23 protein-coding genes and 1 riboswitch are annotated in these 23,797 nt (G+C 39.6%); of the genes, 17 read left to right on the top strand and 6 right to left on the bottom strand.

Translation table 11 applies throughout. From position 1 onward, the window contains the following. Positions 1 to 3 precede the first annotated feature (3 nt). The 3 genes from SB717_RS12695 (at position 4) to SB717_RS12685 (ending at position 4,055) form a co-directional block, all read left to right on the top strand. Positions 4 to 1,875: a PTS fructose transporter subunit IIABC gene (locus SB717_RS12695; RefSeq protein WP_410903846.1), complete on the top strand. Its 1,872-nt coding sequence runs from the start codon at positions 4 to 6 to the stop codon at positions 1,873 to 1,875. Positions 1,876 to 2,070: 195 nt separating this feature from the next. Then, the gene (locus SB717_RS12690; RefSeq protein WP_410903845.1) at positions 2,071 to 3,453 is read left to right on the top strand and encodes an aspartate kinase; all 1,383 of its coding nucleotides are present in this window, start codon (positions 2,071 to 2,073) and stop codon (positions 3,451 to 3,453) included. Between the two features lie 116 nt (positions 3,454 to 3,569). Then, positions 3,570 to 4,055, top strand: a complete 486-nt coding sequence (locus tag SB717_RS12685; RefSeq protein WP_029714975.1) for a YusW family protein — start codon at positions 3,570 to 3,572, stop codon at positions 4,053 to 4,055. Positions 4,056 to 4,120: 65 nt separating this feature from the next. On the opposite strand, the gene SB717_RS12680 is transcribed toward SB717_RS12685, so the two are convergent. Further along, positions 4,121 to 4,300, bottom strand: a complete 180-nt coding sequence (locus tag SB717_RS12680) for a hypothetical protein (protein WP_029714976.1) — start codon at positions 4,298 to 4,300, stop codon at positions 4,121 to 4,123. Positions 4,301 to 4,471: 171 nt separating this feature from the next. On the opposite strand from SB717_RS12680, the gene SB717_RS12675 reads away from it, so the two are divergent. Beyond that, complete coding sequence (locus tag SB717_RS12675) at positions 4,472 to 5,062, top strand: superoxide dismutase family protein (RefSeq protein ID WP_074681552.1); 591 nt, start codon at positions 4,472 to 4,474, stop codon at positions 5,060 to 5,062. A 117-nt stretch (positions 5,063 to 5,179) separates the two neighbouring features. Then, positions 5,180 to 6,667 carry an FAD-dependent oxidoreductase gene (locus tag SB717_RS12670; protein WP_410903844.1) on the top strand — a complete coding sequence of 496 codons (1,488 nt, stop codon included), beginning with the start codon at positions 5,180 to 5,182 and terminating at the stop codon, positions 6,665 to 6,667. 74 nt (positions 6,668 to 6,741) lie between these two features. On the opposite strand, the gene SB717_RS12665 is transcribed toward SB717_RS12670, so the two are convergent. Next, the gene (locus SB717_RS12665) at positions 6,742 to 7,974 is read right to left on the bottom strand and encodes a helix-turn-helix domain-containing protein (RefSeq protein ID WP_028413525.1); all 1,233 of its coding nucleotides are present in this window, start codon (positions 7,972 to 7,974) and stop codon (positions 6,742 to 6,744) included. A 308-nt stretch (positions 7,975 to 8,282) separates the two neighbouring features. Here SB717_RS12665 and SB717_RS12660 point away from each other — a divergent pair, with 308 nt between their 5' ends. Genes SB717_RS12660 through SB717_RS12650 form a run of 3 tightly spaced genes read left to right on the top strand, consistent with a single transcriptional unit; the run spans position 8,283 to position 10,791 of the window. Then, complete coding sequence (locus tag SB717_RS12660; protein ID WP_029715042.1) at positions 8,283 to 9,062, top strand: SDR family NAD(P)-dependent oxidoreductase; 780 nt, start codon at positions 8,283 to 8,285, stop codon at positions 9,060 to 9,062. Between the two features lie 12 nt (positions 9,063 to 9,074). Then, positions 9,075 to 9,377: an ArsR/SmtB family transcription factor gene (locus SB717_RS12655; RefSeq protein WP_029715041.1), complete on the top strand. Its 303-nt coding sequence runs from the start codon at positions 9,075 to 9,077 to the stop codon at positions 9,375 to 9,377. Between the two features lie 13 nt (positions 9,378 to 9,390). Then, complete coding sequence (locus SB717_RS12650; RefSeq protein WP_410903843.1) at positions 9,391 to 10,791, top strand: aldehyde dehydrogenase; 1,401 nt, start codon at positions 9,391 to 9,393, stop codon at positions 10,789 to 10,791. Between the two features lie 27 nt (positions 10,792 to 10,818). On the opposite strand, the gene tenA is transcribed toward SB717_RS12650, so the two are convergent. Next, positions 10,819 to 11,508, bottom strand: coding sequence for a thiaminase II (gene tenA / locus SB717_RS12645; RefSeq protein WP_410903842.1), 690 nt, complete (start codon positions 11,506 to 11,508; stop codon positions 10,819 to 10,821). Between the two features lie 96 nt (positions 11,509 to 11,604). Next, a riboswitch (TPP riboswitch) is annotated at positions 11,605 to 11,703 on the bottom strand. A gap of 226 nt (positions 11,704 to 11,929) precedes the next feature. On the opposite strand from tenA, the gene SB717_RS12640 reads away from it, so the two are divergent. The 3 genes from SB717_RS12640 (at position 11,930) to SB717_RS12630 (ending at position 14,671) form a co-directional block, all read left to right on the top strand. Then, positions 11,930 to 12,676, top strand: coding sequence for a tryptophan-rich sensory protein (locus SB717_RS12640; RefSeq protein ID WP_410903841.1), 747 nt, complete (start codon positions 11,930 to 11,932; stop codon positions 12,674 to 12,676). 301 nt (positions 12,677 to 12,977) lie between these two features. Then, positions 12,978 to 13,160: a hypothetical protein gene (locus SB717_RS12635; protein ID WP_013056847.1), complete on the top strand. Its 183-nt coding sequence runs from the start codon at positions 12,978 to 12,980 to the stop codon at positions 13,158 to 13,160. Between the two features lie 176 nt (positions 13,161 to 13,336). Beyond that, positions 13,337 to 14,671, top strand: a complete 1,335-nt coding sequence (locus SB717_RS12630; RefSeq protein ID WP_410903840.1) for a sodium-dependent transporter — start codon at positions 13,337 to 13,339, stop codon at positions 14,669 to 14,671. A 30-nt stretch (positions 14,672 to 14,701) separates the two neighbouring features. Here SB717_RS12630 and SB717_RS12625 read toward each other — a convergent pair whose 3' ends face one another. Beyond that, entirely contained in the window at positions 14,702 to 15,277 is a 576-nt protein-coding gene (locus tag SB717_RS12625) for a cell wall hydrolase (protein ID WP_028408694.1), read from the bottom strand. 250 nt (positions 15,278 to 15,527) lie between these two features. Here SB717_RS12625 and SB717_RS12620 point away from each other — a divergent pair, with 250 nt between their 5' ends. From SB717_RS12620 to SB717_RS12600, 5 genes are all read left to right on the top strand, one after another. After that, positions 15,528 to 16,559, top strand: coding sequence for a LacI family DNA-binding transcriptional regulator (locus SB717_RS12620; RefSeq protein WP_182005521.1), 1,032 nt, complete (start codon positions 15,528 to 15,530; stop codon positions 16,557 to 16,559). Between the two features lie 89 nt (positions 16,560 to 16,648). After that, entirely contained in the window at positions 16,649 to 17,374 is a 726-nt protein-coding gene (locus tag SB717_RS12615) for a ThuA domain-containing protein (RefSeq protein ID WP_028413517.1), read from the top strand. Positions 17,375 to 17,406: 32 nt separating this feature from the next. Next, entirely contained in the window at positions 17,407 to 18,432 is a 1,026-nt protein-coding gene (locus SB717_RS12610; RefSeq protein WP_074681537.1) for a Gfo/Idh/MocA family protein, read from the top strand. 12 nt (positions 18,433 to 18,444) lie between these two features. After that, entirely contained in the window at positions 18,445 to 19,449 is a 1,005-nt protein-coding gene (locus tag SB717_RS12605) for a Gfo/Idh/MocA family protein (protein ID WP_410903839.1), read from the top strand. A gap of 1 nt (position 19,450) precedes the next feature. Next, positions 19,451 to 20,419: a sugar phosphate isomerase/epimerase family protein gene (locus tag SB717_RS12600; protein ID WP_074681533.1), complete on the top strand. Its 969-nt coding sequence runs from the start codon at positions 19,451 to 19,453 to the stop codon at positions 20,417 to 20,419. Positions 20,420 to 20,487: 68 nt separating this feature from the next. Here SB717_RS12600 and SB717_RS12595 read toward each other — a convergent pair whose 3' ends face one another. Beyond that, the gene (locus SB717_RS12595; RefSeq protein WP_182005516.1) at positions 20,488 to 21,096 is read right to left on the bottom strand and encodes a DNA-3-methyladenine glycosylase; all 609 of its coding nucleotides are present in this window, start codon (positions 21,094 to 21,096) and stop codon (positions 20,488 to 20,490) included. 457 nt (positions 21,097 to 21,553) lie between these two features. Between SB717_RS12595 and SB717_RS12590 the strand changes: the two genes are divergently transcribed. Beyond that, a complete protein-coding gene (locus SB717_RS12590; protein ID WP_410903838.1) occupies positions 21,554 to 23,053 on the top strand; it encodes a UDP-N-acetylmuramoyl-L-alanyl-D-glutamate--2,6-diaminopimelate ligase in 1,500 nt (499 codons plus the stop codon). A 97-nt stretch (positions 23,054 to 23,150) separates the two neighbouring features. Here the strand turns inward: SB717_RS12590 and SB717_RS12585 are convergent, their stop codons facing one another. Beyond that, a complete protein-coding gene (locus SB717_RS12585; RefSeq protein WP_410903837.1) occupies positions 23,151 to 23,657 on the bottom strand; it encodes a hypothetical protein in 507 nt (168 codons plus the stop codon). Positions 23,658 to 23,797: the final 140 nt, after the last annotated feature.

Here is a 23,797-nt window from a genome sequence, read left to right as displayed (position 1 = left end):
AGAATGAGAATTACAGAACTATTAAAAAAAGATACAATCATTCTTGATTTGAAAAGCACGTCAAAAGCTGATGTTATTGATGAGTTAGTTGGAAAATTAGACGAAGCTGGTCGCTTAAGCGACCGAGCTGGCTATAAAGAAGCAATTTTAAACCGTGAGTCTCAAAGTACAACGGGAATTGGGGAAGGCATCGCCATTCCGCATGCGAAAACAAGCTCGGTAAAAACACCGGCCATTGCATTTGGACGCTCAACAGAAGGTATCGATTATGAATCATTAGACGGACAGCCTGCACACCTATTCTTCATGATTGCAGCGAGTGAAGGCGCGAATAATGCTCACTTGGAAACACTATCTCGTTTGTCTACGTTATTAATGGACGAATCGTTCCGAAAAACGTTGCTAACGGCATCATCAATTGATGAAGTCATTAAAGCAATTGATGATAAAGAAACTGAAAAAGAAGCGCCAGAAGAAGAAGTGGATACAGCTTCAGATCAATTAGTACTTGCTGTAACAGCTTGTCCAACAGGAATTGCCCACACATATATGGCAGCGGACAGCCTAAAAGCAAAAGCGAAAGATATGAACGTGACGCTCAAAGTTGAAACAAATGGTTCCAGCGGTGTTAAAAACGCGTTGACGAAGGAAGAAATTGAAAACGCTACCGCCATTATTGTTGCAGCGGACAAGCAAGTAGAAATGGAACGTTTTGCAGGTAAAAAAGTTATTCAAGTTCCAGTAGCTGAAGGAATTCGCAAGCCTGAAGAATTAATTAACCGCGCGTTAAAAGGAGATGCTCCTGTATACAGCGGTGGCGGTGGCAGCAAAGAAGGCGGAGAAAGTAAAGGATCAGAGCGTACAGGGTTTTACAAACATCTAATGAGCGGTGTATCAGCAATGCTTCCGTTTGTTGTAGGGGGCGGGATCTTAATTGCCATCTCGTTTATGTTTGGTATTCACTCAGCAGAACCGAAAGATCCAACGTACAATGCATTTGCAGCGGCGCTAAAAACAATTGGCGGAGATAATGCATTCTTCTTACTAGTACCGGTACTAGCAGGGTTCATTGCAATGAGTATTGCTGATCGTCCTGGTTTAGCTCCTGGTATGGTTGCAGGTCTTTTAGCAGCTTCTGGCGGAGGCGGTTTCTTAGGTGGCTTAATCGCTGGTTTCTTAGCGGGTTATGTAGTAGTGGGATTAAAGAAATTATTCAGCGGTTTACCGCAAGCGCTTGATGGAATTAAGCCAGTTCTTCTTTATCCGCTATTTGGGATTTTTATCTCAGGATTGATTATGCTTTATGTTGTAAATGAGCCAGTTAGTGCAATTAACAAAGGATTAACGCACTGGTTAAGTGGATTTGGTACAGGTAACTTAGTATTATTAGGTATTATCTTAGGCGGTATGATGGCTATTGATATGGGTGGTCCTATTAACAAAGCAGCCTTTACATTTGGTATTGCAATGATTGATGCTGGAAACTATGCGCCACACGCAGCGATTATGGCAGGCGGTATGGTTCCGCCATTAGGTATGGCTATTGCGACAACTTTGTTCAAAAACAAATTTACTCGCCAAGAGCGTGAAACAGGTAAAACGTGTTATGTAATGGGTCTTTCATTTATCACAGAAGGTGCGATTCCATTCGCAGCAGCTGACCCAGGCCGTGTTATTCCCGCATCGGTTATCGGTGCTGCAGTAGCAGGTGCTTTAACAATGATGTTCCACATCGGTTTACCAGCACCACACGGCGGCGTATTCGTTATCGGAATTGTACAAGGAAATCCTCTTTTATACGCACTAGCAATTTTAATTGGTGCAATTGTAACAGCGGTCCTTGTAGGTGTATTAAAAAAGCCAAAAGCAGAATAACAAATAAAGACTGATTTTACATGATGTAAAATCAGTCTTTTTGTGTTTTTCTGATAGACATTTGTTCTTTATGGGAGTACAATTACAGTAGTATTCCTTTAATTTTTAGAAAAGTTAGATAGATAAGCTTTTCTACTTGATAAAATATGGTACAATAATCGAATATTAAAAACAAAGTAAGGAAGTGTCTCAAACATGAAGGTTGCGAAGTTTGGCGGGAGTTCAGTTGCAAGCGCAGAGAAATTTAAACAGGTTGCGCATATTGTAACGTCTGATAAAGAGAGAAAGCTGGTAGTTGTATCCGCTCCGGGCAAGCGATACGGAGAAGACACAAAAATGACAGATTTGCTAATCGCACTTTCTGCCAAAATACAGCTTGGAGAAGATTACGTCGATGAGTTTGGGCAAGTAATTGATCGCTATCGTGAAATTGCTGTGGACTTGTCTATGCCGGAAACGATTATTACGGACATTATTACGAATTTACAATCACTTATTGATTTACATAAAAACGATCCGTTTCGCTTATTAGACTGTCTAAAAGCGAGCGGAGAAGATAATAACGCAAAGGTAATGGCTGCTTATTTAAACCATTTAGGGTTTGAAGCTCATTATGTAAATCCAAAAGAAGCAGGTATTTTTGTTTCTGATGAACCCGGAAGAGCAAGAGTGCTTCCACTGTCTTATGAAAAACTACCGCAGCTAAGAGAGCGTTCGGGCATTTTGGTGATTCCAGGATTCTTTGGCTACTCTCAAGAAGGAAACATGGTTACGTTCTCACGCGGTGGGTCAGATATTACAGGTTCAATTGTAGCAGCAGGAGTCAAAGCTGACTTGTATGAAAACTTTACTGACGTAGATGCTATTTATAGCGTAGATCCACGACTTGTGGAAAAGCCTCATGAAATGAAAGAAGTCACATACAGAGAAATGCGTGAACTCTCTTACGCAGGTTTTTCTGTCTTCCATGATGAAGCGCTAGAGCCGGTTTATAAACTAGGCATTCCTGTATGTGTAAAGAATACAAATAATCCTGAAGCAAAGGGTACATTTATTGTAGCTGAGCGTCCTCACGGCGATACGCCGGTGGTCGGAATCGCTGGGGACAAAGGTTTTTGCAACATTCATGTGAGCAAATACTTATTAAACCGTGAAATTGGTTTTGGCAGAAGATTGCTTGAAATTTTAGAAGATGAAGGCATTTCATACGAACATACCCCTTCAGGAATTGATAATATCTCTGTCATCATGCGCGAGCATCAGCTTACGCCAGATGTGGAAAAGCGTGTATTTGCTCGAATTGAAAAAGAACTTGGAGTAGATGAAATCTTTATTGAGCGTGATCTTGCTATGGTTATGGTAGTAGGAGAGGGAATGAATAGCACAGTAGGAATTGCAGCAAAAGCTACAGAAGCTTTTGCCCGTGCTGAAGTGAATCTTGAAATGATCAACCAAGGTTCTTCTGAGGTGAGCATGATGTTTGGTGTGAAGGCAGACGCTTTAGACCGTGCTGTTCAAGCTCTTTACAATACGTATTTTAACAGCATGTACAGTATTTCTTATTCGAATGTAAAATAAACAAGACGAAAAACCCTGCTTTCTTTTTAGAGAGCGGGGTTTTCTAGTGAAGGCGTATAAAAATCAGAGTTGTGGACATAAAGGGAAGGAAGAGTGAACTAAAAGGAGGAAACACAGTGAAGAAACGACCCTTTTTCATATTCTTTTCCCTTATAGGTATTAGCGTACTTTCAGCATGCCACAATGATGATGCAGCACCGGCAAGAGAAGCTCAAAATAAACAAGGCGTGACAAATGGCGGAACGCCGATGAGCTATGATAATCAAAGTGAAAACACATCTTTTAACTTTTCAAAATTTGATTTAGAAGTAGATTATAAGGGGCTCAACAATGATTATGAAGCCGACTATGAAAATGAAAATGATGAGATAGAAGCCAAAGTGGACGATAATATTAACGATGAGCACTTGAACGGAGACAAAGCTTTTAATAAATTATCTTCAAAATTTAAAAAGTTAAATTTTGATCAGCGCACGCCCGATGAAGATGTAAAAAAGGAAGTAATCGATGCGTTTGATCTAAAAAAAGATTTTCAGTCGTTTGAATTAGAAGTTCGTTTTTCAAACGGAACGGAAAAAGAATACAACTTTAAACAAAAGTAAGACGTTCCAGCGAAGAAAAAAGTGAAAAAACGGGCGAGGTTGAGACATAACTACATCAATCGAATCTAAAAGCGAAAAAAGAGGATCAATGAGCTAGTATGAATCGCTTGTGACCCCGCTGTTGAATTCTGTGCAAGACTTCGCTTTCCGCGGGCGGCCGATGAGCCTCCTCGTCGCTTATGCTCCTGCGGGGTCTCATCTATGCTGATTTTCCCGCAGGAGTCTTCGTCTTGCTCTCCAATCAACAGCTAGAAGCACCTATCTAGATGAAACCTACGTTCATCATCACCGTAAAAAATCCAACTTGTCCAGATTTTCCTTCCACTAAAATACTTTTGTCCCATCCTCTTTTTTATGTCTAAAAAAAGGAAAATAGTGAAAGGATGGTGATAAATAAGCAAAAGGAGGAATCACGGATGCAAAAGTGGATAATGAACGGATGCGTGGTCTTTATTTTATTACTGCTGGGAGCATGCAGTATGGTAAAAGAGCAAAATAACGCTCATGAAAACCATTTGAAAGCAGAGGAAGCGAAAGAAACAAGCGAAGTATCGGTAGAACCTGTTAAAGTGGATTTAACGAATACGTCAGGTAAAAAAGTAGGAGAGGCTACGCTGACAGAAGCAAAGAACGGTGTGCAAATTAAACTGAATGCTCAAGGACTTTCACCTGGGAGACATGGATTTCATATTCATGAAATAGGAAAATGTGAGGTGCCGGATTTTAAAACAGCAGGGGCCCATTTTAATCCTTTTAAACGTGAACATGGCTTTAAAAATACAAAAGGCCCGCATGCAGGTGACTTGCCCAACCTAGAAGTTGCGCCAAATGGAAAAGTAGATACCGAAATTTTTGCTTCTCTTGTCACGCTGCAAGAAGGAAAGCCGAATTCTCTTATGGATATGGATGGATCGGCACTAGTGATACATGACAAAGTAGACGATTACACAACGGATCCTTCAGGAAACTCAGGAGATCGAATTGTTTGTGGAGTGATTACGAAATAAGTCAAAAGGCTGTGAGATCATTCACGGCTTTTTTATTGCCGTAACGAGCCGCTTCTAAATTGCGGTGAGCTTCTTTTTTTTGCACAATAGAAGAAAGGAGCTAAAGAAGGTGAAAATATGCATAAGCAAGTTGTTGTAATAGGCGGAGGAATAGGTGGGTTAACAGCGGGAGCGCTTTTATCTAAACATGGCTATGAAGTGACGGTTTTAGAAGCTTCTCGAGAGTGGGGAGGCTGTGCCGGGAAATTTCAGCGCCATCTTTATACATTTCCTGTTGGAACGACGCTTGGAATGGGATTTGAGCGCGGAGGGATACATGAGCGAATCAGCACGTACCTTGATCTGGAAATTGAAAAGATTCCTCTTGAAAAAATTATGAACGTGCATCTTCCTCATCGTGCACTGATTTATTATCAAGACCGGTATCAGCATATTTCCTATCTTCAAAAACAATTTCCTCATAAAGCGAAGAATATTAGGAGCTTCTATGAAAGTATTTTTAGAGTTGCAAAAGAAATTCGCAAGCTCATGCGGCCGCTGCCGGTTCTTCCTCCTCAGACAATCGGCGAGTGGAGTAGGCTGGTAAGTTCGTTAAATCTTGGGTCTGTGAAGTTATTACCTTATTTTTATCGATCGTTTAGTCATTTACTAAAAAAACACAGTTTGCTAGACGAAACGGACTTTCTTCATTTTATTGATGGTCAATTAATAGACAGCATGCAGACAACGAGTGAGAACTGTTCAATGCTTATCGGATGTCTAGCGTTGGATATTTATCACGAAGGAGCTTTCTATGTGAACGGTGGCTTATACAAAGTCGCAGAAGCGCTGCAAAAATCTATTAAAGCCAACGGAGGGAAAACGACTCTAGGAAGGAAAGTAGTAAAAATAGAGCGTGATAACGATGAGTGGATAGTGCATGATCATAGAGGTAACCGCTACCGTGCTTCAGACGTTGTATGCAACGCGCCAATTCAAAGCCTAAAGTCTTTACTGCATGATGAAGATTACCAACATATCCATAAGCGGGCCAAAGAAAAAAGCGAGCTTTCTCAGTGGGGAACGTTTTCGATGTATGTTGCGATTGATGAAGGTGATTTGCCACAGAAGGTAGAGTTGTTTCAGCAAGTGCTTCAATCCGAACAAGGCGAGATGACGGAAGGAAATCATTTATTTATCTCCGTATCTCATCCTGATGATCGTTTTCGTGCGCCGGAAGGCAAGCGTACAATTACAGCGTCTACTCACATTGAGCTTAGCAAGTGGCGTAACAAAGAAGATTATGATGTTCAAAAACAAGTTCTTGAGAAAAAAATGATAGCAGGAATTAAAACCATCATTCCTAACATTGAAGAAGCAGAGCATCAAATTTCAGGCGCTCCTAAAGCATGGGAAAGGTTCACTTCTCGCCCAAACGGCGGAGTGGGAGGCTTTCCGCAAACGTTAGATCATGCTTTGTTCAACAGCATTTCGCATCGATCTGGCTTACAAGGGCTGTGGCTGTGCGGAGATACAGTGTTTCCGGGAGCAGGAACTATAGGCGTATCGGTAAGCGGCTATCATGTTTTTCAAAGTATAACGTCTCATCAGCATAGGTTACCTTAACGTTTCGTCCAGACAAACTACTAGTGTTTATACCATCAAAAAACACCGGCCCTATTACCATAGGGCCGGTGTTTTCAGGAGAGAAACAGCTTCCACCACTTCCGTTTTCGCTTCATATCAGCAGCGGCGGTTTGTCTAAAGGTTTGGACAAAATCACTAAACATTTCTTCGCGTTCAGCTACGCTTTGACGATGAAGCTTACGTTCTTTCTCCATTTCTTTTAAATAATAGACTCGTTCTTCATTCATCGAATCAATTAAATCACGAAGCTCTTCTGTCGTATTAGTTGAAGAATTATTTAATTTTTCAACCATAAATTTTACTTGATTCATCGCAACGGTAGAATTGCTTGAGAATCGGTCTAATAAATACTGCATTTCTTTAGAGGATTCATCCGCATTCTCCATTACATCTTTCATGAACAGGCGCATATCCTCTGTTTTTTCTTCAGCAATTGTTGAATAATCTTCAATCAAAGAAGTGACCTCATCAAACGACTTTTCGTTAGAACGGATAATTTTTTTAGACATATTTTCTACATCTCTTGCGCTGCGTTCTGAAGACTCAGAGATATATGCCCCGACCGACTCCACCATTTCTACAGTTTGAGTAGCACTTTTTTCAAGCTCTTTTTTTACTTCTCCGACAATTTCTTCCCGAACTTCATTTCGCATTCCTTCTCGCATTTCTTTTAACAAATCAGCTTTAAACGTATCAAGCACTTCAAACACATCTTCATAGCGGCGAACAGCTTCTACTAGTTCCCCTTGAAGCAGCTCTTTTTCATTCACGACAAGGTCGTTTGGTTTTGGTTCTTCAATAGAAGCAGAAATAGCCTGCTTTTCTTCTTCAGTAGCTAATCGTGCTTCAGGTATAGGAGGGGTCTTTTCTTGCTTATTCTCTGAAATGCTTTCCTGCTTTTCAGCAGCTTTTTTCTTTTCTTGCTTCATTTGTTTATTGGAGTGTTCTTGAAAATCAATGACGTTTTCTTTTTTAGCAGTTTTCAACTTTGCTGGTTCTTCTTCTTTTGAAACCGCTGCCTCTGATTCCATCACTAAATGTTCCTGCTCTTCTTGTTCCTTTATCAGCAGCTGAACATATTCTTTCACTTCATCTAACGTACACTGTTCATCAAACAGCTGTTTAATATCATTAAATAATTCAATTTGTTCCTCTGTATAGACACGGGCCCCATCTACTCGTTCAATTGTTAAATAGCTGCCCAATAATTTTTCCCATTGTTTTAGCGTTTTCTTTTCTACCTCTAATTGGTCACTTACTTTTTTTATTGTATATGTCTCCATCATTTTTCATTTCCTCCCTTATCTATTTTCATCCAACTATGTAATGGATTATTTGTTGTATGTTGTATTCACCATATCTTCACTTGTTTTCCTGCTAGGTGACAAAGGTTGTCAAAACTAGACGACATTAGCCTTCTATGTAAAGAAAACGCATATTTTGTAAAAAAATGTACAGAAATGCGCAAATGGCAAAAATGGAAAACACAAAAGAAAAGGAGAGTATAGAAAACAGTTGACGGGAAAAAATGAATCCTATAAGATATGTTTAAATGTTTAAGTTCTTGAACATTTAAACATAAGGAGTGAACACTATGGCACAGCATTATGCGCTCATCACCGGTGCGTCGGGAGGAATAGGTAAAGAGTTAGCTTATCAATTCGCAAAGGATGGGCATCCTGTAATTTTAGTTGCCAGAAGCGCTGATACACTAGCAGCTATTGGAGAGAATTTAAAGTCTACTTATAATATTGAAGCCATAACGGTTGTTAAGGATTTATCAAGAGAAGAAGAGATACAGTCATTATATGAAGAACTTAAAAATAAAAAAATGCACGTTGATTATTTAGTGAACAATGCCGGTTTTGGACTATACGGCAAATTTATTGAAACAGCTTTAGACGAAGAGTTAAACATGATTGATTTAAATATTCGAGCATTAACTCATTTAACAAAATTATTTTTGCCAGATATGGTCAAAAGAAATCGCGGAAAAATTTTAAACATTGCATCTGTTGCTGCATTTATGCCGGGACCGCTTATGACGGTATATTACGCAACAAAAGCGTACGTATTATCTTTCACAGAGGCCCTTGAAAATGAATTAAGAGGTACCAATGTAACGGTAAGTGCTCTATGCCCGGGTCCAACTAAAACTGGTTTTAGCGACCGAGCCCAGCTAAGCAACTCCAAGCTTTTTCAAAGCGGTGCAATGGATGTAGAAACAGTAACGAAAGTTGGCTATAAAAAATTTATGAAAGGGCAGACGGTTATCGTACCAGGGGTACAGTTTCGTCTTGCTACGTTCATCCCGCGCTTCGTGCCAAGAAAGTGGCTTACATCCGTTGTCCGAAGAACACAAGAAATTAAATAAAGGAGAATATACATGAGTGAAAAAGCAGTCGAGTTATTTCGTGCCAGCATTCCTATTTTTCAGGCTCTAAGTGATTCAGCAAGACAAGATATTATTTTGCTGCTCGCCGAAAAAGAGCCTTTAACCGTTAATGAAATTGCAAATGAGTCTACGCTATCAAGACCAGCAATTTCTCATCATTTGAAAATTTTACGCGATCAAAAGCTTGTGCAAATTGAGCAAAAAGGAACGCAGAGATATTATTCATTAGCTTTAAGTGAGGCAGTTGAGCTATTAAAAAGCTTGCTTGCTACAGTTGAAGCCGAATGTTTATAGGGAGATGAAAGAGATGAACCACGAGCGATTCTATATCACAGATGAAACGGTCATTGAACATATGGTCTCTACACAAAAGCAGTATTTCTATGCGCAACAAACAAAGAGTATCAACAGCCGTATTCAAGCGCTGAATAAGCTAAGAGACGCAGTCAAACAAAACGAGCAGAGAATTATGGATGCTTTAAAACAAGATTTAAATAAATCTGAAGTAGAGGCCTACACGTCGGAAATTGGGATTTTACTAGAGGAAATTCGATTTACGCTTAAGCATTTAGCAAAATGGATGAAGCCTAAAAAAGTAAAAACTGCTTTAACACACGTGGGCTCTAAAGGAAAAATTGTTCCTGAACCGTATGGAGTCGCGTTAATTATTGCTCCGTGGAACTATCCGTTTCAATTAGCGCTGTCCCCTTTAGTAGGAGCTATTGCCGCTGGGAACACGGCCATTATTAAGCCTTCTGAATTAACGCCTAGCGTATCTCGCGTTATACAAGAATTACTAGCTGAGGCTTTTGATCCAGCATTTGTGACGGTGATTGAAGGAGCTGTAGAAACCACAAGCCTGCTTTTAAAACAGCCGCTTGATTATATTTTTTTTACGGGAAGTGTAAATGTAGGGAAAATTATTATGCAAGAAGCAGGGAAGCAGCTTATTCCCGTCACGCTTGAGCTAGGAGGGAAAAGTCCGTGCATTGTACATGAAGATGCAAACCTAGATCTTGCAGCGAAGCGAATTATGTTTGGTAAAGGAATGAATGCAGGCCAAACGTGTGTTGCTCCTGATTATTTGCTCGTGCATAAAAAGGTAAAAGCGCAGCTGGTAGAGAAACTTCGCGAAGCGATTTATCAATTTTATGGCAGTAATCCGCTCGAAAGCGACCGCTACGGCCGTATTGTCAGTGAGCGCCATTTTACACGGCTAGTTGAGTTTTTAAAAGACGGAAACGCTACAGTTGGAGGCGGGTACAATAAAAGCACGCTTACAATAGAACCTACGGTATTAAGTGAAGTAAGCTGGACATCAGATGTTATGCAAGAAGAAATTTTTGGGCCGATTCTTCCTATGATTGAATACGAAACGCTAGACGAAGTTATTCATAAAGTTCAAGAAAAAGCTAAGCCGCTCGCTCTTTACTTGTTTACAGAAAATGAAGATGTACAAAACGTCATAACGGAGCGTCTTTCATTTGGAGGAGGCTGTATAAATGATACGCTTATGCATATCGCTACGCCATATTTACCCTTTGGCGGAGTAGGAGAAAGCGGTACGGGTCAATATCATGGAAAAGACAGCTTTCAGACATTTTCTCATTTTAAAAGCATGCTGGCTCAAACAACCAAGTTTGATTTTTCATTCCGCTATCCTTCAGAGAAACAAAACTTGAAAATGATTAAAAAATTATTGAAATAAAAAGCCTCCTGATAGGAGGCTTTTTCGTTATTTTGAAAGTGAAAGCTGAGAAAGCGGCCATTTTTCCTGCGTATACGCCATTTCCCAAAATAAATACTCCAGTTCACAGCTTTTGATGAAGTGATCTTTCATACGATTACGTTCTTCTTCAGTCGCTTGTTCGGCAAATTCATCAAGCTTGTTACAAAACCATTGTGTTGTGCTATTCATTTCTTCATTATTATAAAACTGAATCCATTCATAAAAAGGATGAGAAGGAGATGGATTTACTTGTTCTGTAATGCGCTGGCCAATTTCAACGTACGTCCATGGACATGGAAGAAGCACGGCAATGATTTCCGCTAAGCTGCCTGTATGCGCAACGCTTGTCATATGGTTAATGTAGTGGCTGGCCGTTGGTGAAAGAGCCTCAGTGTGGAGGTCTTCGTAGCGTACGCCTGCTACTTCACAAAAATTATTATGGGGGTGTACTTCACTATGTAAAACCGTAGAAATGCCGGCATTAAAGGCTTCCATTTCGGTACGCGTGCGGCATTTTGTTAAAGCAGCGCCGTAAATGCGGACAAATGCTGTTAAGTATTCGTAGTCTTGAGAAACGTAGTGAATAAGCGCTTCTTTTGGCACGTTTCCTTCAGCAATTCCTTTAATAAAAGGGTGGTTAAAAATAGCTTCGTAAATATAGTTTGCTTCTTGTCTTAATTGAGATGAAAATGACATCAAAATCCTCCTTTAATATGAGGAAGTCACAAACAAGCACATAAAGGAAATAAAAAACACTCCGTTTTATAAACGGAGTGGCAAAGGACAGTACAAAACTGAACATTGCCACTTTCCTACGCTGGTATGAGCCAGATCAGGTTCAAAGGGATCAAGAAAACTTGTCTCAGCCGGTGGGCACCCCTAGTGGACTTCCTATTAGTCTATGTTTAACTTACCATATATTCTGAAAAATAGAAAGCGTTACGGAAAATTGTTCTCTAACCGTTTTTATCTCTTAAAGAGGTAGCTTCTTGAAGCTATTTTTAATCATTTTTGTTTAAAAATGCATATTTTTAGGGGAGAAGAGGTATTAATGAAGGGAAGAGCCGTTTTCGTCTCCGGAATATTCCCATATAAATAGAAGAAAGGAGAGAACAAAATGGCAAAATTTCGTTTGTATGCTGTATTAAATGCAGTATGCTTGGCTATTACACTACTTGTGAATTATTTAGCAAATGCCATTCCAATAGGAGGAAAAACAACGGGAGAAGCTTCTGCGCAAGTTCCTACGTTGTTTACACCAGCCGGTTATGCCTTTGCTATCTGGGGCGTTATTTATTTATTATTAACTATTTGGGTTATACGTCAATTTTTTGCAAGAGAAGATCAAAAGGAAATATACGCACGTATCGGCATTTGGTTTTTTCTAAACTGTTTGTTAAATAGTGCGTGGATCTTTATTTTCCAAAACGATTACTATAAGTTATCACTTTTAGTCATACTCTTGATTTTAGGTACATTAATGATTGTGTATTCCGTTATTCAGCATTCTCGGATGACGACATGGTTTATGCGTCTGCCGATTTCTCTTTATCTTGGATGGATTTCTGTTGCAACTATTGTTAATGTGTTTGTCGTATTTCAAGCAAATGGAATACAACGCTTGCTTGGCCTAAACGAGTTAGCATGGACGATTATTATGCTGCTGGTAGGGGCTGCGCTAGGCATTATGTTTACATTAAAAAACCGAGACGCTGTTTATCCGCTTGTTTTTATTTGGGCTTATATTGCTATTGCAGTGAAGCAAAGTGGAAATCAGCTAATTGTCATTACTGTCATCATTTCCGTTGTATTAATAGCAATTGCTATTATTGTGGGGCTGGTTAAACGCTATAGACGTTTTTAAAAAGAAGCTCTAGCTTTTATAAGCTAGAGCTTCTTATGATGCTCTTTTGATTGTAAAAAAGCAGCTGTAAAAGCAATTAAGCTAATTAAAATACCAAAAGGAACAACAATTGGTACGAATGATAAAATAAATGTCATAAGCGTAACCTCCATGTTGCATCGGTGCATAATGAAAAATTCAACTTTTTAAATTGAAGTTCCGCTATTATAGTATGCTAGGCATTATGTTTGGAGCCTATATGTTTAGAAATAAACGAAAAAGGCAAAATACGTTACATATAGGTTATATAGGAGGAGTTAAAATGGAAACATATTTAGTTGCTTACACAGATAAAGATGATATGGAATATAAACAAGTGACATGCGAGAGCTATGAAGATGCAGAGCGTACAGTTCTTCGTTTAGAGAGGGAAGGGCATATGCATATTGAAGAAATATCAAATCAAGAAGCCTATCGTGGAGACGAATCATCGTACAGAGAATGATTTTTGAATAGAAACATCAAACTTAAAATGAAGAAGCAGCTGCTTCTTCATTTTTTCTATTCTATATAGATATCGTTTTATAGAAAAAAGTAAAACGGGAATGATTTTCTTCTGCATTTATGGTACAGTACTAATCAGGTGAGTTTTGAGTTTAGAAGAGGAGAGAGTAACATTATATGAGTAAAGGAAATCAGTGGTCTTCACGCCTCGGTTTTATTTTAGCATCTGCTGGGGCAGCAATTGGTCTAGGAGCGATATGGAAGTTTCCATACGTAACGGGAACCAGTGGCGGTGGAGCATTTTTTGCGTTGTTTATTTTATTTACGATTTTTATTGGATTGCCGCTTCTGTTGGCAGAATTTATCATTGGAAGACATACGGGAAAAGAAGCGATTAGTGCTTATAAGGCAATTGCTCCAAAATCCGCTTGGGTATGGATTGGCAGGCTTGGAGTACTGAGCTGTGTCGTTTTGCTTTCCTTTTACAGCGTCGTTGGCGGCTGGGTGATTTTATATACGATTATGAGCGTAACCGGTATGCTAAGCGGAAAAGAGTACGGTCCGTTGTTCAATGCCGTCATTAGCCAACCTTATGTAGTATTAGGTGCACAGGCGCTGTTTTTATTAATTACAGTGTTTGTTATTTCAAAAGGCGTACAGAAAGGAATAGAGCGTGCTAATAAATACATGATGCCGCTGTTATTTATCTGTTTTATCATTATCGTGGTGCGTTCTTTAACGTTAGATGGGGCAATGGACGGAGTAAAGTTCTTTTTAAAACCCGATTTTTCAGCCATTACAGGGTCATCTGTGCTCTATGCGCTCGGTCAGTCGTTTTTCTCGCTTTGCGTGGGATTATCCTGCATGGTGACATATAGCTCTTATTTAGGAAAAAAAGTAAGCTTGACGCGTTCAGCGGGCACCATTGCTATTTTGAACTTGTTTGTTTCGCTACTGGCGGGCTTGGCTATTTTTCCAGCCGTTTTTTCGTTTGGATTAAAGCCAACTGAAGGACCTGGACTTTTGTTTGTGGTCTTGCCAACAGTATTTCAGAAAATGCCGTTTGGTACCGTCTTTTTAGCACTGTTTTTAATTTTATTTCTATTTGCTACGCTTACGTCTGCTTTTTCACTGCTGGAAATTATCGTAGCTGCTTTAACCAAAGATGATCAGACAAAACGAACTCGCTACGCTTCTTTATCAGGGATTCTTGTGTTTGTAGTAGGTATTCCATCAGCGCTTTCGTTTGGTGTGCTAAAACACGTCTCACTTTTTGGCAGAAGTATATTTGACGTAGCTGACTTTTTTGTGAGCAACTTAATGCTGCCTCTTGGAAGTTTAGCCATTGCAATTTTTGTGACATTTAAAATGAAAAAAGAAGCCGTGTATGAAGAGTTTATTTCAGGAAGTACAAAAGGTGCTAAATTATTTAACGCATGGTTCTTTCTAGTTAAATACGTATTGCCTATTATTATTATAGCTGTTCTATTAAGCTTACTTGTTGCATATTAAAAAAAGCACTCATCTGAGTGCTTTTTTTGTTTATTTTGCAAAAACGTGATTTCCGATTGTAATCGTAACCTGTTTTTGACGAAGCCATTGGTCGCTTGTTTTATCTGGATTAAAGAAGAATAACGAACCTTTTCCTTGCCCCCTAAACGCTAGTGCTTCATTTACAGCTTTTTTTGCTTCGGCATCCGCTGCTTTATTAATTTCACCGTTTTGTACAGGTGTAAACTGTGTGCCCTGATAAATGACATCATGAATAGAGTTTGGGAAAGAATCGCTATCCACGCGGTTTAAAACGACTGTTGCTACAGCCACTTTGCCAGCGTAAGGTTCGCCTTTTGCTTCAGCTTGTACAAGGCGAGCTAACAATTCTTTATCGCTTTCGCTAATAGAGTTAGGGATTGTTAATGTTTCATTTGCATTAATAGAGTCGGTAGATTTGTGATTCGCTTCTTTTAACTGTTTAACCGTAACGCCGTATTCAGCGCCAATCTTGTAAAGAGTCTCTCCGGCTTTTACGCGATGGGTTGTTTCAGCGGCATTTGCCCCGTGACTCATGCCGAACATAGGAACTGCTAGTGCTCCAATAATTGCTAGTTTCTTAAACATAAAGTAAGTACCTCCTGAAATCCTTTTGAACGCCCCTTTTATCACGGATCGGTGCGTGCTGTGCACCGAACTTTATATGTACGTTTCAAAGATTAACAGGTGTCAATACGTGTTGTCACTGCTTAAAACATACCAATCTAGGAAGATATTATAATAGTTAACAGATAATTTGAAAAATACGTTGACTGATAATAAAGGAGTGAATTATAATGAACGAGTAAATAGTTAACCGTTTAACTGGAGAGATTTTATGGGAGAAAAGATAACGATTCGTGATGTAGCAAAGCATGCAGGAGTATCTGCAGCTTCAGTATCTTACGTCTTAAACGGAATTAACAAAGTATCCGATGAAACAAAAGAGCGAATTTTAACAGCGGTAAAAGAATTAAACTACGAACCAAATTTAACCGCCGTTAGTCTTTCGAAACAAAAGTCAAATATGATTGGCGTAATGTTCCCGCTTACAGATGATTCACTTTCTACTATATTTAAAGATAACCATTATTACAGTGAAATGATTAGTGGAATTGAATATGTAATCCGTAAGCATGGTTATGATCTAGTCATATCTGGAGTGAGTAGCCCCGCTGATTGCCTAAAATGGATTCGAACGAGAAATATTGATGGTCTTCTATTTTTAGGAGCCTTCCCGCATCGATTGTATGAGAAAATGAAAGCGTTATCGAACCCGATTGTGCTAGTAGATACATACGAAAGGTACGAACGTGATTATCATCATATTTCTGTAGACGATGAGTATGGAGGATATCTAGCTACAACACATTTAGTGAGTTTGGGGCACAAAGAAATTGCCTTTGTTGCTCATCACCTCGTCAACAGTCCAGTGGATAAAAAGAGGTATATAGGCTACGAGAAAGCATTAAAAGAAGCGGGCATTACACCATCAAAGACGTTTGTTTTTGAAGTGAACGAAAGTTCGTTTGATAACGGTTACAATTTAGGAAACAAGCTGCTGCAAGATCATAAGGATATTCGGGCGGTTTTTGCATCCTCTGATACGCTGGCGCTTGGAATTATGAAAGCACTGCAAGAAAAGGGGAAAAAAATTCCGCAGGAATACTCAATCGTAGGGTTTGATGACATAACCTTTAGTAGCTATGCATCTCCAAGTCTAACAACCATTCGTCAAGATGTATTTAACAAAGGAGTCGTCGCCGCGACATCTGTTATTCAAGCAATTGAACACCGTTTCAGCACGCTGCAACATGTAAAATTATCGGTTGAACTTATTATTCGAGATTCGACTGCTAGGCGCGGGTGAACCACAGTAAGTTAACCGGTTAACCAAAGTTTAGCATTTATCAAAAAAGGGGATATAAGTTAGCATTCACAAAAAAAGGGGATATGAAAATGATTAACGTTACAGTATGGAATGAAAATCGTCATGAACAGAAAAATCCAGTTGTAAGAGAAATTTACTCTGAAGGCATCCACGGTGCCATCGCTTCTTTTTTAGAAGAAGGAGGGTTTCGCACGCACACAGCAACATTAGACGAAGTAGAACACGGGTTGACTGAAGAAGTATTAAATCAAACGGATGTTTTAGTATGGTGGGGTCATTTAGCGCATGACGAAGTAAAAGACGACATCGTTGAGAAAGTAAAGCAGCGCGTGCTGGATGGTATGGGGCTTATTGTCTTACATTCAGGTCACTTTTCTAAGATTTTTAAAACGTTAATGGGCACAAGCTGCGACTTAAAATGGCGTGAAGCAGATGAAAAAGAGCGCTTGTGGGTAGTAGAACCGAGCCATCCGATTGTGGAAGGTATTGGTGAATTTATCGAGCTGGAGCGCGAAGAAATGTACGGAGAGCACTTTGATATTCCAGCACCTGATGAACTGATTTTCACGAGCTGGTTTGAAGGCGGAGAAATTTTCAGAAGCGGCTGCACGTACAAACGCGGAAACGGAAAAGTATTTTATTTCAGACCTGGACATGAAACATATCCAACATACCATAACAAAGACATTCAGCGTGTCATTATGAATGCTATTAAATGGGCGAAGCCAGCAGAGAGAAAACGTCCTGTTTACGGCAATGCGCAACCGCTTGAATCAATCGCTGTTAAAAACTAATTAATAATGCTTAAGCAAAGGGGATAGGAAAGATGGCAAAAGTAAAAATTGGCGTTATTGGGTGCGGAAGCATTGCGCAACACCGTCACTTACCAGAATATAAGATGAATGAACAAGTAGAATTAGTAGCCGTTTGCGATATAAACACAGAACGTGCAAACAGTGTAGCACAGCAGTACGGTGTAAAAGCGTATACAAGCTATGAAGAACTTTTAGCAAGCGGTACAGTGGAAGCAGTGAGCGTATGTACGCCCAATTATCTTCATGCGCCTATTTCGGTTGCAGCGTTAAACAGCGGAGTTCATGTTCTGTGTGAAAAGCCGATGGCAACATCAGAAGAAGAAGCGAAAGCAATGATTGAAGCAGCAAAAACAAACGGTAAAAAACTAATGATCGGACATAATCAGCGCTTTGTAGCTTCTCATCAAAAAGCTCGTGAGCTTATTGAAAACGGGGAAATCGGTAAAATTTATAGTTTCCGTACGGCTTTTGGCCACGGTGGCCCTGAAGGGTGGAGCGTGGACGGAAAAGACAGCTGGTTCTTCAAAAAAGACGAAGCGTTTATTGGTGCTATGGGTGATTTAGGCGTTCATAAAACCGATATGCTTCGCTACATATTGAGTGAAGAAATTGTAGAAGTCGGTGCATTTGTGGAAAGCAATGCAAAAGACTTTGCAAATGTAGACGACAATGCTGTGTGCGTATTAAAAACGGAAAGCGGGATTATCGGGACGCTTGCGGCAAGCTGGGCTTACAATGGAAAAGAAGATAACTCCACGATTGTTTACGGAGAGAAAGGAATTCTTCGTTTAGAAGACGATCCGACGTATTCATTAGTTGCACAATATGCAACCGGTGAAGTGGTGAACTATGAATTAGGAAAAATCCAGTCGAACGATGAAGGCGGACAAAGTAATTCTCACGTCATTGAACAATTTGTAGATGCAGTTGCAGAAGATAAAGAATCTCCTGTTCCTGGTGAAGAAGGATTAAAATCACTTGCTGTTATTTTAGCAGCTTTAAAATCAAGTCAAACGAAACAAATTACGCGCGTGTAAGAGGTGAAAAACGTGAGAATTGGCATAATCGGAGCAGGAGGGATTGCTGTAAGCAGGCATATCCCGGCATTCAAACAACTGGGTGATGAATGTGTGATTTGGGGGCTTAGCGATATTAATAGTGAAAGAGCCACAGAGGTAGCCAATGAGCATAATATCCCTCACGTATTTGTTGATTACAAAGATATGTTTAAAGAAGTGGATGCTGTATGTATTTGTACACCCAATAAATTTCACGCCGAGTTTGCAGTAGAAGCGCTAAAAGCAGGCGTTCACGTCCTATGTGAAAAGCCAATGGCGATGTCTAAAGAGCAAGGTGAAGAAATGCTTGCTGCTGCTAGAGAATCAGGTAAGCAGTTAGCGATTGCCTATCATTACCGATTCATGAAAGAAGCGCAGGCTGCGAAAAAAATGATGACAGAGGTAGGTCGACCATTAGTTGCACGTGTCAGAGCAATGCGTCGCCGAAAGGTTCCCGGCTGGGGGGTATTTACGAACAAAGATCTTCAAGGAGGAGGCAGTTTAATTGATTACGGCTGCCATTTGCTTGATTTAACGCTTTGGCTAATGGGAAATCCAAAGCATACTGAAGTATTGGGAAGTACATATAATGACCTGAGTAAAACGCCTAACCAATTAAATCAATGGGGAACATTTGATCATGAATCATTCAGCGTGGATGATCATGTAACGGCCTATATTAAATTTGAAAATGGAGCGTCGCTTCTTTTAGAAACTTCTTGGGCTGCTAATATCGCAGATGATGAAGAGCACGTAAGCATATCAGGGGTAGAGGGCGGCTTAAGCTTGTTTCCGTTTGAACTATACACGTCTAAAAACGGTATGCTCATGAACAGCACGTCACCATGGATAGATGGAGAAGATGATTACAGCTTAAGTCAGGCTAAAAATTTCGTTGAAGCGTGTAAAGGAAATGCTGAATTAGTGGTAAAGCCACAAGAAGCGCTTCAAGTCTCCGCTATTATTGACGAAATATATCGCACAGGGGGAAATTAAAATGAAACTTGGAGTATTCACGGTCTTATTTGCGGATCTTTCTTTTGAAGAGATGTTAGATAAAGTAAAAGCAGCAGGTCTTCATGCTGTTGAAATCGGAACGGGCGGCTATCCGGGAAACAGCCATTGTCCGCTAGATGAGCTGCTTGAAGATGAAGAAAAAAGAGAAGCATATATGAAGCAGATAAAAGACCGCGGACTTACAATCAGCGCATTTAGCTGCCACGGCAATCCTATTTCACCTGAGGCAAGTTTTGCAAAAGAATCTGACGAAACGCTTCGCAAGACCATTCAACTAGCATCATTAGTAGCTGTTCCAGTGGTTAACTGTTTCTCTGGAACAGCTGGAGATCACGAAGAAGCGAAGTACCCAAACTGGCCTGTTACTCCTTGGCCTAACGAGTATGGAGACGTATTGAATTGGCAATGGGAAAATAAGCTTGTTCCTTATTGGAAAGAAATTGGAGAACTAGCGGAGGAGCATAATGTGAAAATTGGTTTAGAACTTCACGGCGGATTTTTAGTTCATACTCCGTATACGCTCCTAAAGCTTCGAGAAAAAACAAGTCCAGCGATTGGCGCTAACCTTGATCCAAGTCATTTATGGTGGCAAGGAATTGATCCGGTAGGAGCTATTAAAATTTTAGCAAAAGAAAATGCGATTCATCATTTCCATGCAAAGGATACGTACTTGGACCAGGATAATATTAACATGTACGGCCTGACGGATATGCAGCCATATGGAGAAGTCCAAACGCGTGCATGGACGTTTAGATCCGTAGGATGCGGACATGATGTAAAAGAGTGGTCTGATATGATGAGTGCACTTCGCACATACGGATACGATTATGTAGTCAGCATTGAGCACGAAGATCCAATCATGTCGATTGAAGAAGGATTTAAACGCGCGGTTACAAACTTACAAAGTGTATTAATTGAAGAAACTCCCTCACAAATGTGGTGGGCGTAAGCAAAAAGAAGCATCTCTAAAAAGAGGTGCTTCTTTTATTTTCGTTAATAAATCAATTCGCCTTTTGTTTACCTGAATTTCGATACAAACGGGTGATTGGCAACCCAAAAGCGCCAAGGGTAATCCTTCGCTTCACCTGAATTATCAATGCCAACGCGAGGTCCGGCGGAAATCTCTGAAGGAGTGAAGCCACGAGCAATATAAAGAGGAGGGCTGGTTAAATCATGACCGTACAAATCCATTGAAACCCCTAGTGCTTTTGTTAGTTTCCCAGGACCGTTTGTCCAATTTATTTCATTTTCCATCCCTCGACGTCTATGTTTCATCAAATTTTTTCCGCTAAATGGCTCAATAGCTCGGATGAGGACGCCTTCTGGACAATCGATGTCGCTGCTTACAACATTGAGTAAACAATGTGTATGCATTGTATGCGTATAGGCATGACCAGGAGGGCCGAACATTACCTCCGTTCTTTTTGTGCGCCGGTTATTAAAGCTATGAGCTGCTCGGTCGAAAGGCCCTTTATAAGCCTCAGTTTCTACAATAAAACCAGATGCAGTTCCTTCTGCCGTTTCGTGAACAAGAAGACATCCTAACAGCGACTGAGCTAATTCAAGTGTAGGCTGTTGGTAAAATAAAAGAGGAAGTGGTTCAATCGCTAAAAGAGAACGCGTCATTTGCTGTAGTCCATCCTTTCAAAACAGAGTCATTCACGCTGTTATGCGCATCTTTTATTATGATGTTTTCTTTGTTATTTTGCAAAGGGAGGCACTGATCAATACAGTAATCTTTCTTACCCCACGTTCAAGTATTTATCATGATTCAACTTAATCTATGAAATTATTTTAAAGAATGGTTTCGTTTTGCACGTGTAGAGGGAATATTTTACTACAATCCTTCGTTTTTGCTGCTGGTATGATATACACAGTCCATCCATATTTTACATACTTTTAGTTTTGAAAAATAGTGATCCGTCTTTTCTTTATTTTTGTTCTACACATGAAAGCAAAATAAAAAGATTGAATTGTAGAAAGTTCTTTATAAATGGAAATAAAGAAAAAATATCCTTCAAAGAGTATTTAAGGGATTTTAGAACATATTAAAAACAAAATTTATACACTGTGAGGAATAGCTATGAACATCCACTTTGATACATTAATGAACTTATCAATTAAACATATTTTTGGGCCTGCATCTCAAACGATCAACCATCTCACATATCATTCAAAGCAGGTTCACGCCGGATCAGTATTTTTTAGTATAAAAGGTGAAAATGAAGATGGACATCAATATATTAAAGAAGCTATAGCTAGAGGAGCCGTAGCAGTCTTTGGGACAAGCATTGAGGAGCTGCGTCTTTTGAGCACTCAGTATTCTCACTGTACGTTTTTAGCTGTTGACGACGTTCGCAAAGTAATGGCGTCTTTTTCTAAAATGTATTTTGATTATACGGATGAAAAAATTGAGACAATTGGCGTTACAGGCACAAATGGTAAAACAACCGTAGCAGCTTACGTAAGGTCGCTTTTAACCCTTTTAGAATTGCCGACAGGATCGATTGGCACGACCGGCATTTGGTCATCAAAGAAGAAGTTAGTTTATAAAAAAAGTACGCCTACAACACCTGAATCGGTAGACTTGCATAAAATTTTTTATGATTTGTATACAAGAGGCGATGAAGCGGCAGTGATGGAAGTATCTTCAATTGCGATTGATCAGCAGCGAGTAGAAAATATTTATTTTGATGTAGCCATTCACACAAATCTTTCAGAAGAGCATCTGGAGTATCATAAAACGTTTGAGCACTATAAAAAATGCAAGATGAAATTATTTCAACAGGCCAAACATGCCGTTATTAATATAGATGATCAGGACATGGGTAAAGACTTAAGTAGGCTATTTGAAGGACCTAAAGTCATGTATAGCTTATTAAATAATGCGGAGGCCACTCTGCAAGCAAAAAATATTACTGTCAAAGAAGGGGGCTCTTTCTTTGATTTACTGTATAAAGGACAGTCATACAAAGTAGCAGTGTCTGTATATGGCGATTACAACATTGCTAACGTGCTAGCAGCCATTGGTACAGCTCTTCACTTTGAATACCACATTGAGGATATTATTAGCGTGCTTCCTCAATTGGAAAGTCCAGAAGGGCGCTTTCAAGTGATAGAAGGTCCTAATAACCAAAAAGTGATTTTAGACTATGCCCATACGCCTGTTGCTCTTACGCGTTTAGTAGAAGAAGTAAAAAAGATGGAGTATAACCAGCTAATTGTCATGATTGCAGGGATCGGTATTCGAGATTTTAATAAAATGCCTAAAATGGCGCGTGTCATTGAAGGGAAAGCAGATGAAATTGTCGTAACTGTTGATCATCCAGGTCACCATGATCCGAACGTAATTGTAGATCAAGTAATGACGGGTTTTTCAAATCCAAGCGCAAGTAATATTCACCGTGCCCCTACTCGAACAGAAGGAGTATTAAAGTCTCTTTCTTTAGGAAAGCCGAATGATATTATTTTACTCACAAGCGGCTGTATTAACGGCGCTCAGCTTGTAAAAGGCAACGAAATTCCGCACTCAGATGAAGAAATTATTGCCTCTTATTATGCATCGTTAAGCAATATTTCCTAATACTCTTCTTCATTTATCGCACGAACGTGGAGAAATTGAAACAGCATACGAAAGAAGGTCTCTTACTATTTTTAGAGACCTTCTTTTTGCATCAAAACTATAGGCTGTTTTCTCGCTGTGTTTTTGGTTCTTCAATTTTCACATCATGTTCTTTAGCCAGCTTTTTAATAGCTGCATTGTAATCGCGTATGCCTTTTCGTGCCTCATCAAGCATAGCGTTTGCCTCAGCAATAAGGTTGCGGTCCTGCTTTTCCAAAGCGCTGACAATTTTAATAAAAGCATTATACTGGGTATTGGCAGCCTTTATATAGCCTTCATGAACCTTTCGAAGATCGTCGGTTTCTACATCGATGTTTTCCAGTTCGTCAACAAATTTACGATAGGTAGGAATGACTTCACTCGTCATCGTATCGTACATAACAGCGTCACTTGTGTAGTTAGCGCCTGTAACAGAATCGTATGCGTCAATCGCTTCTTTTTCAAGCTGAGCGGCTTTTTTTAAATCTTGATTGTTATAATCGATTAAATCATCTTGAACAGGATCACTAAAGCAGGCGGATAATAAAAACAAAAGAGGGACAAGACAAAATAAAGCTTTCTTCAACGAATTTCACCTCCGTTTAACAATGTATGAAACATCTGCTTGGCAAAGTCTGTTTTAATAACTGGAGAAAAAGAAGGGAGTGTATAAAAGGATTTTTAAAGGTCGACAGTGAATTTATTCATAAGTCGGTTTGTAGTTGA

The organism is Priestia sp. SIMBA_032 (assembly GCF_046535215.1).
In the GTDB taxonomy this organism is placed as follows: Bacteria; Bacillota; Bacilli; order Bacillales; family Bacillaceae_H; genus Priestia; species Priestia aryabhattai.
This window is presented reverse-complemented; position numbering and strand designations above follow the sequence as displayed.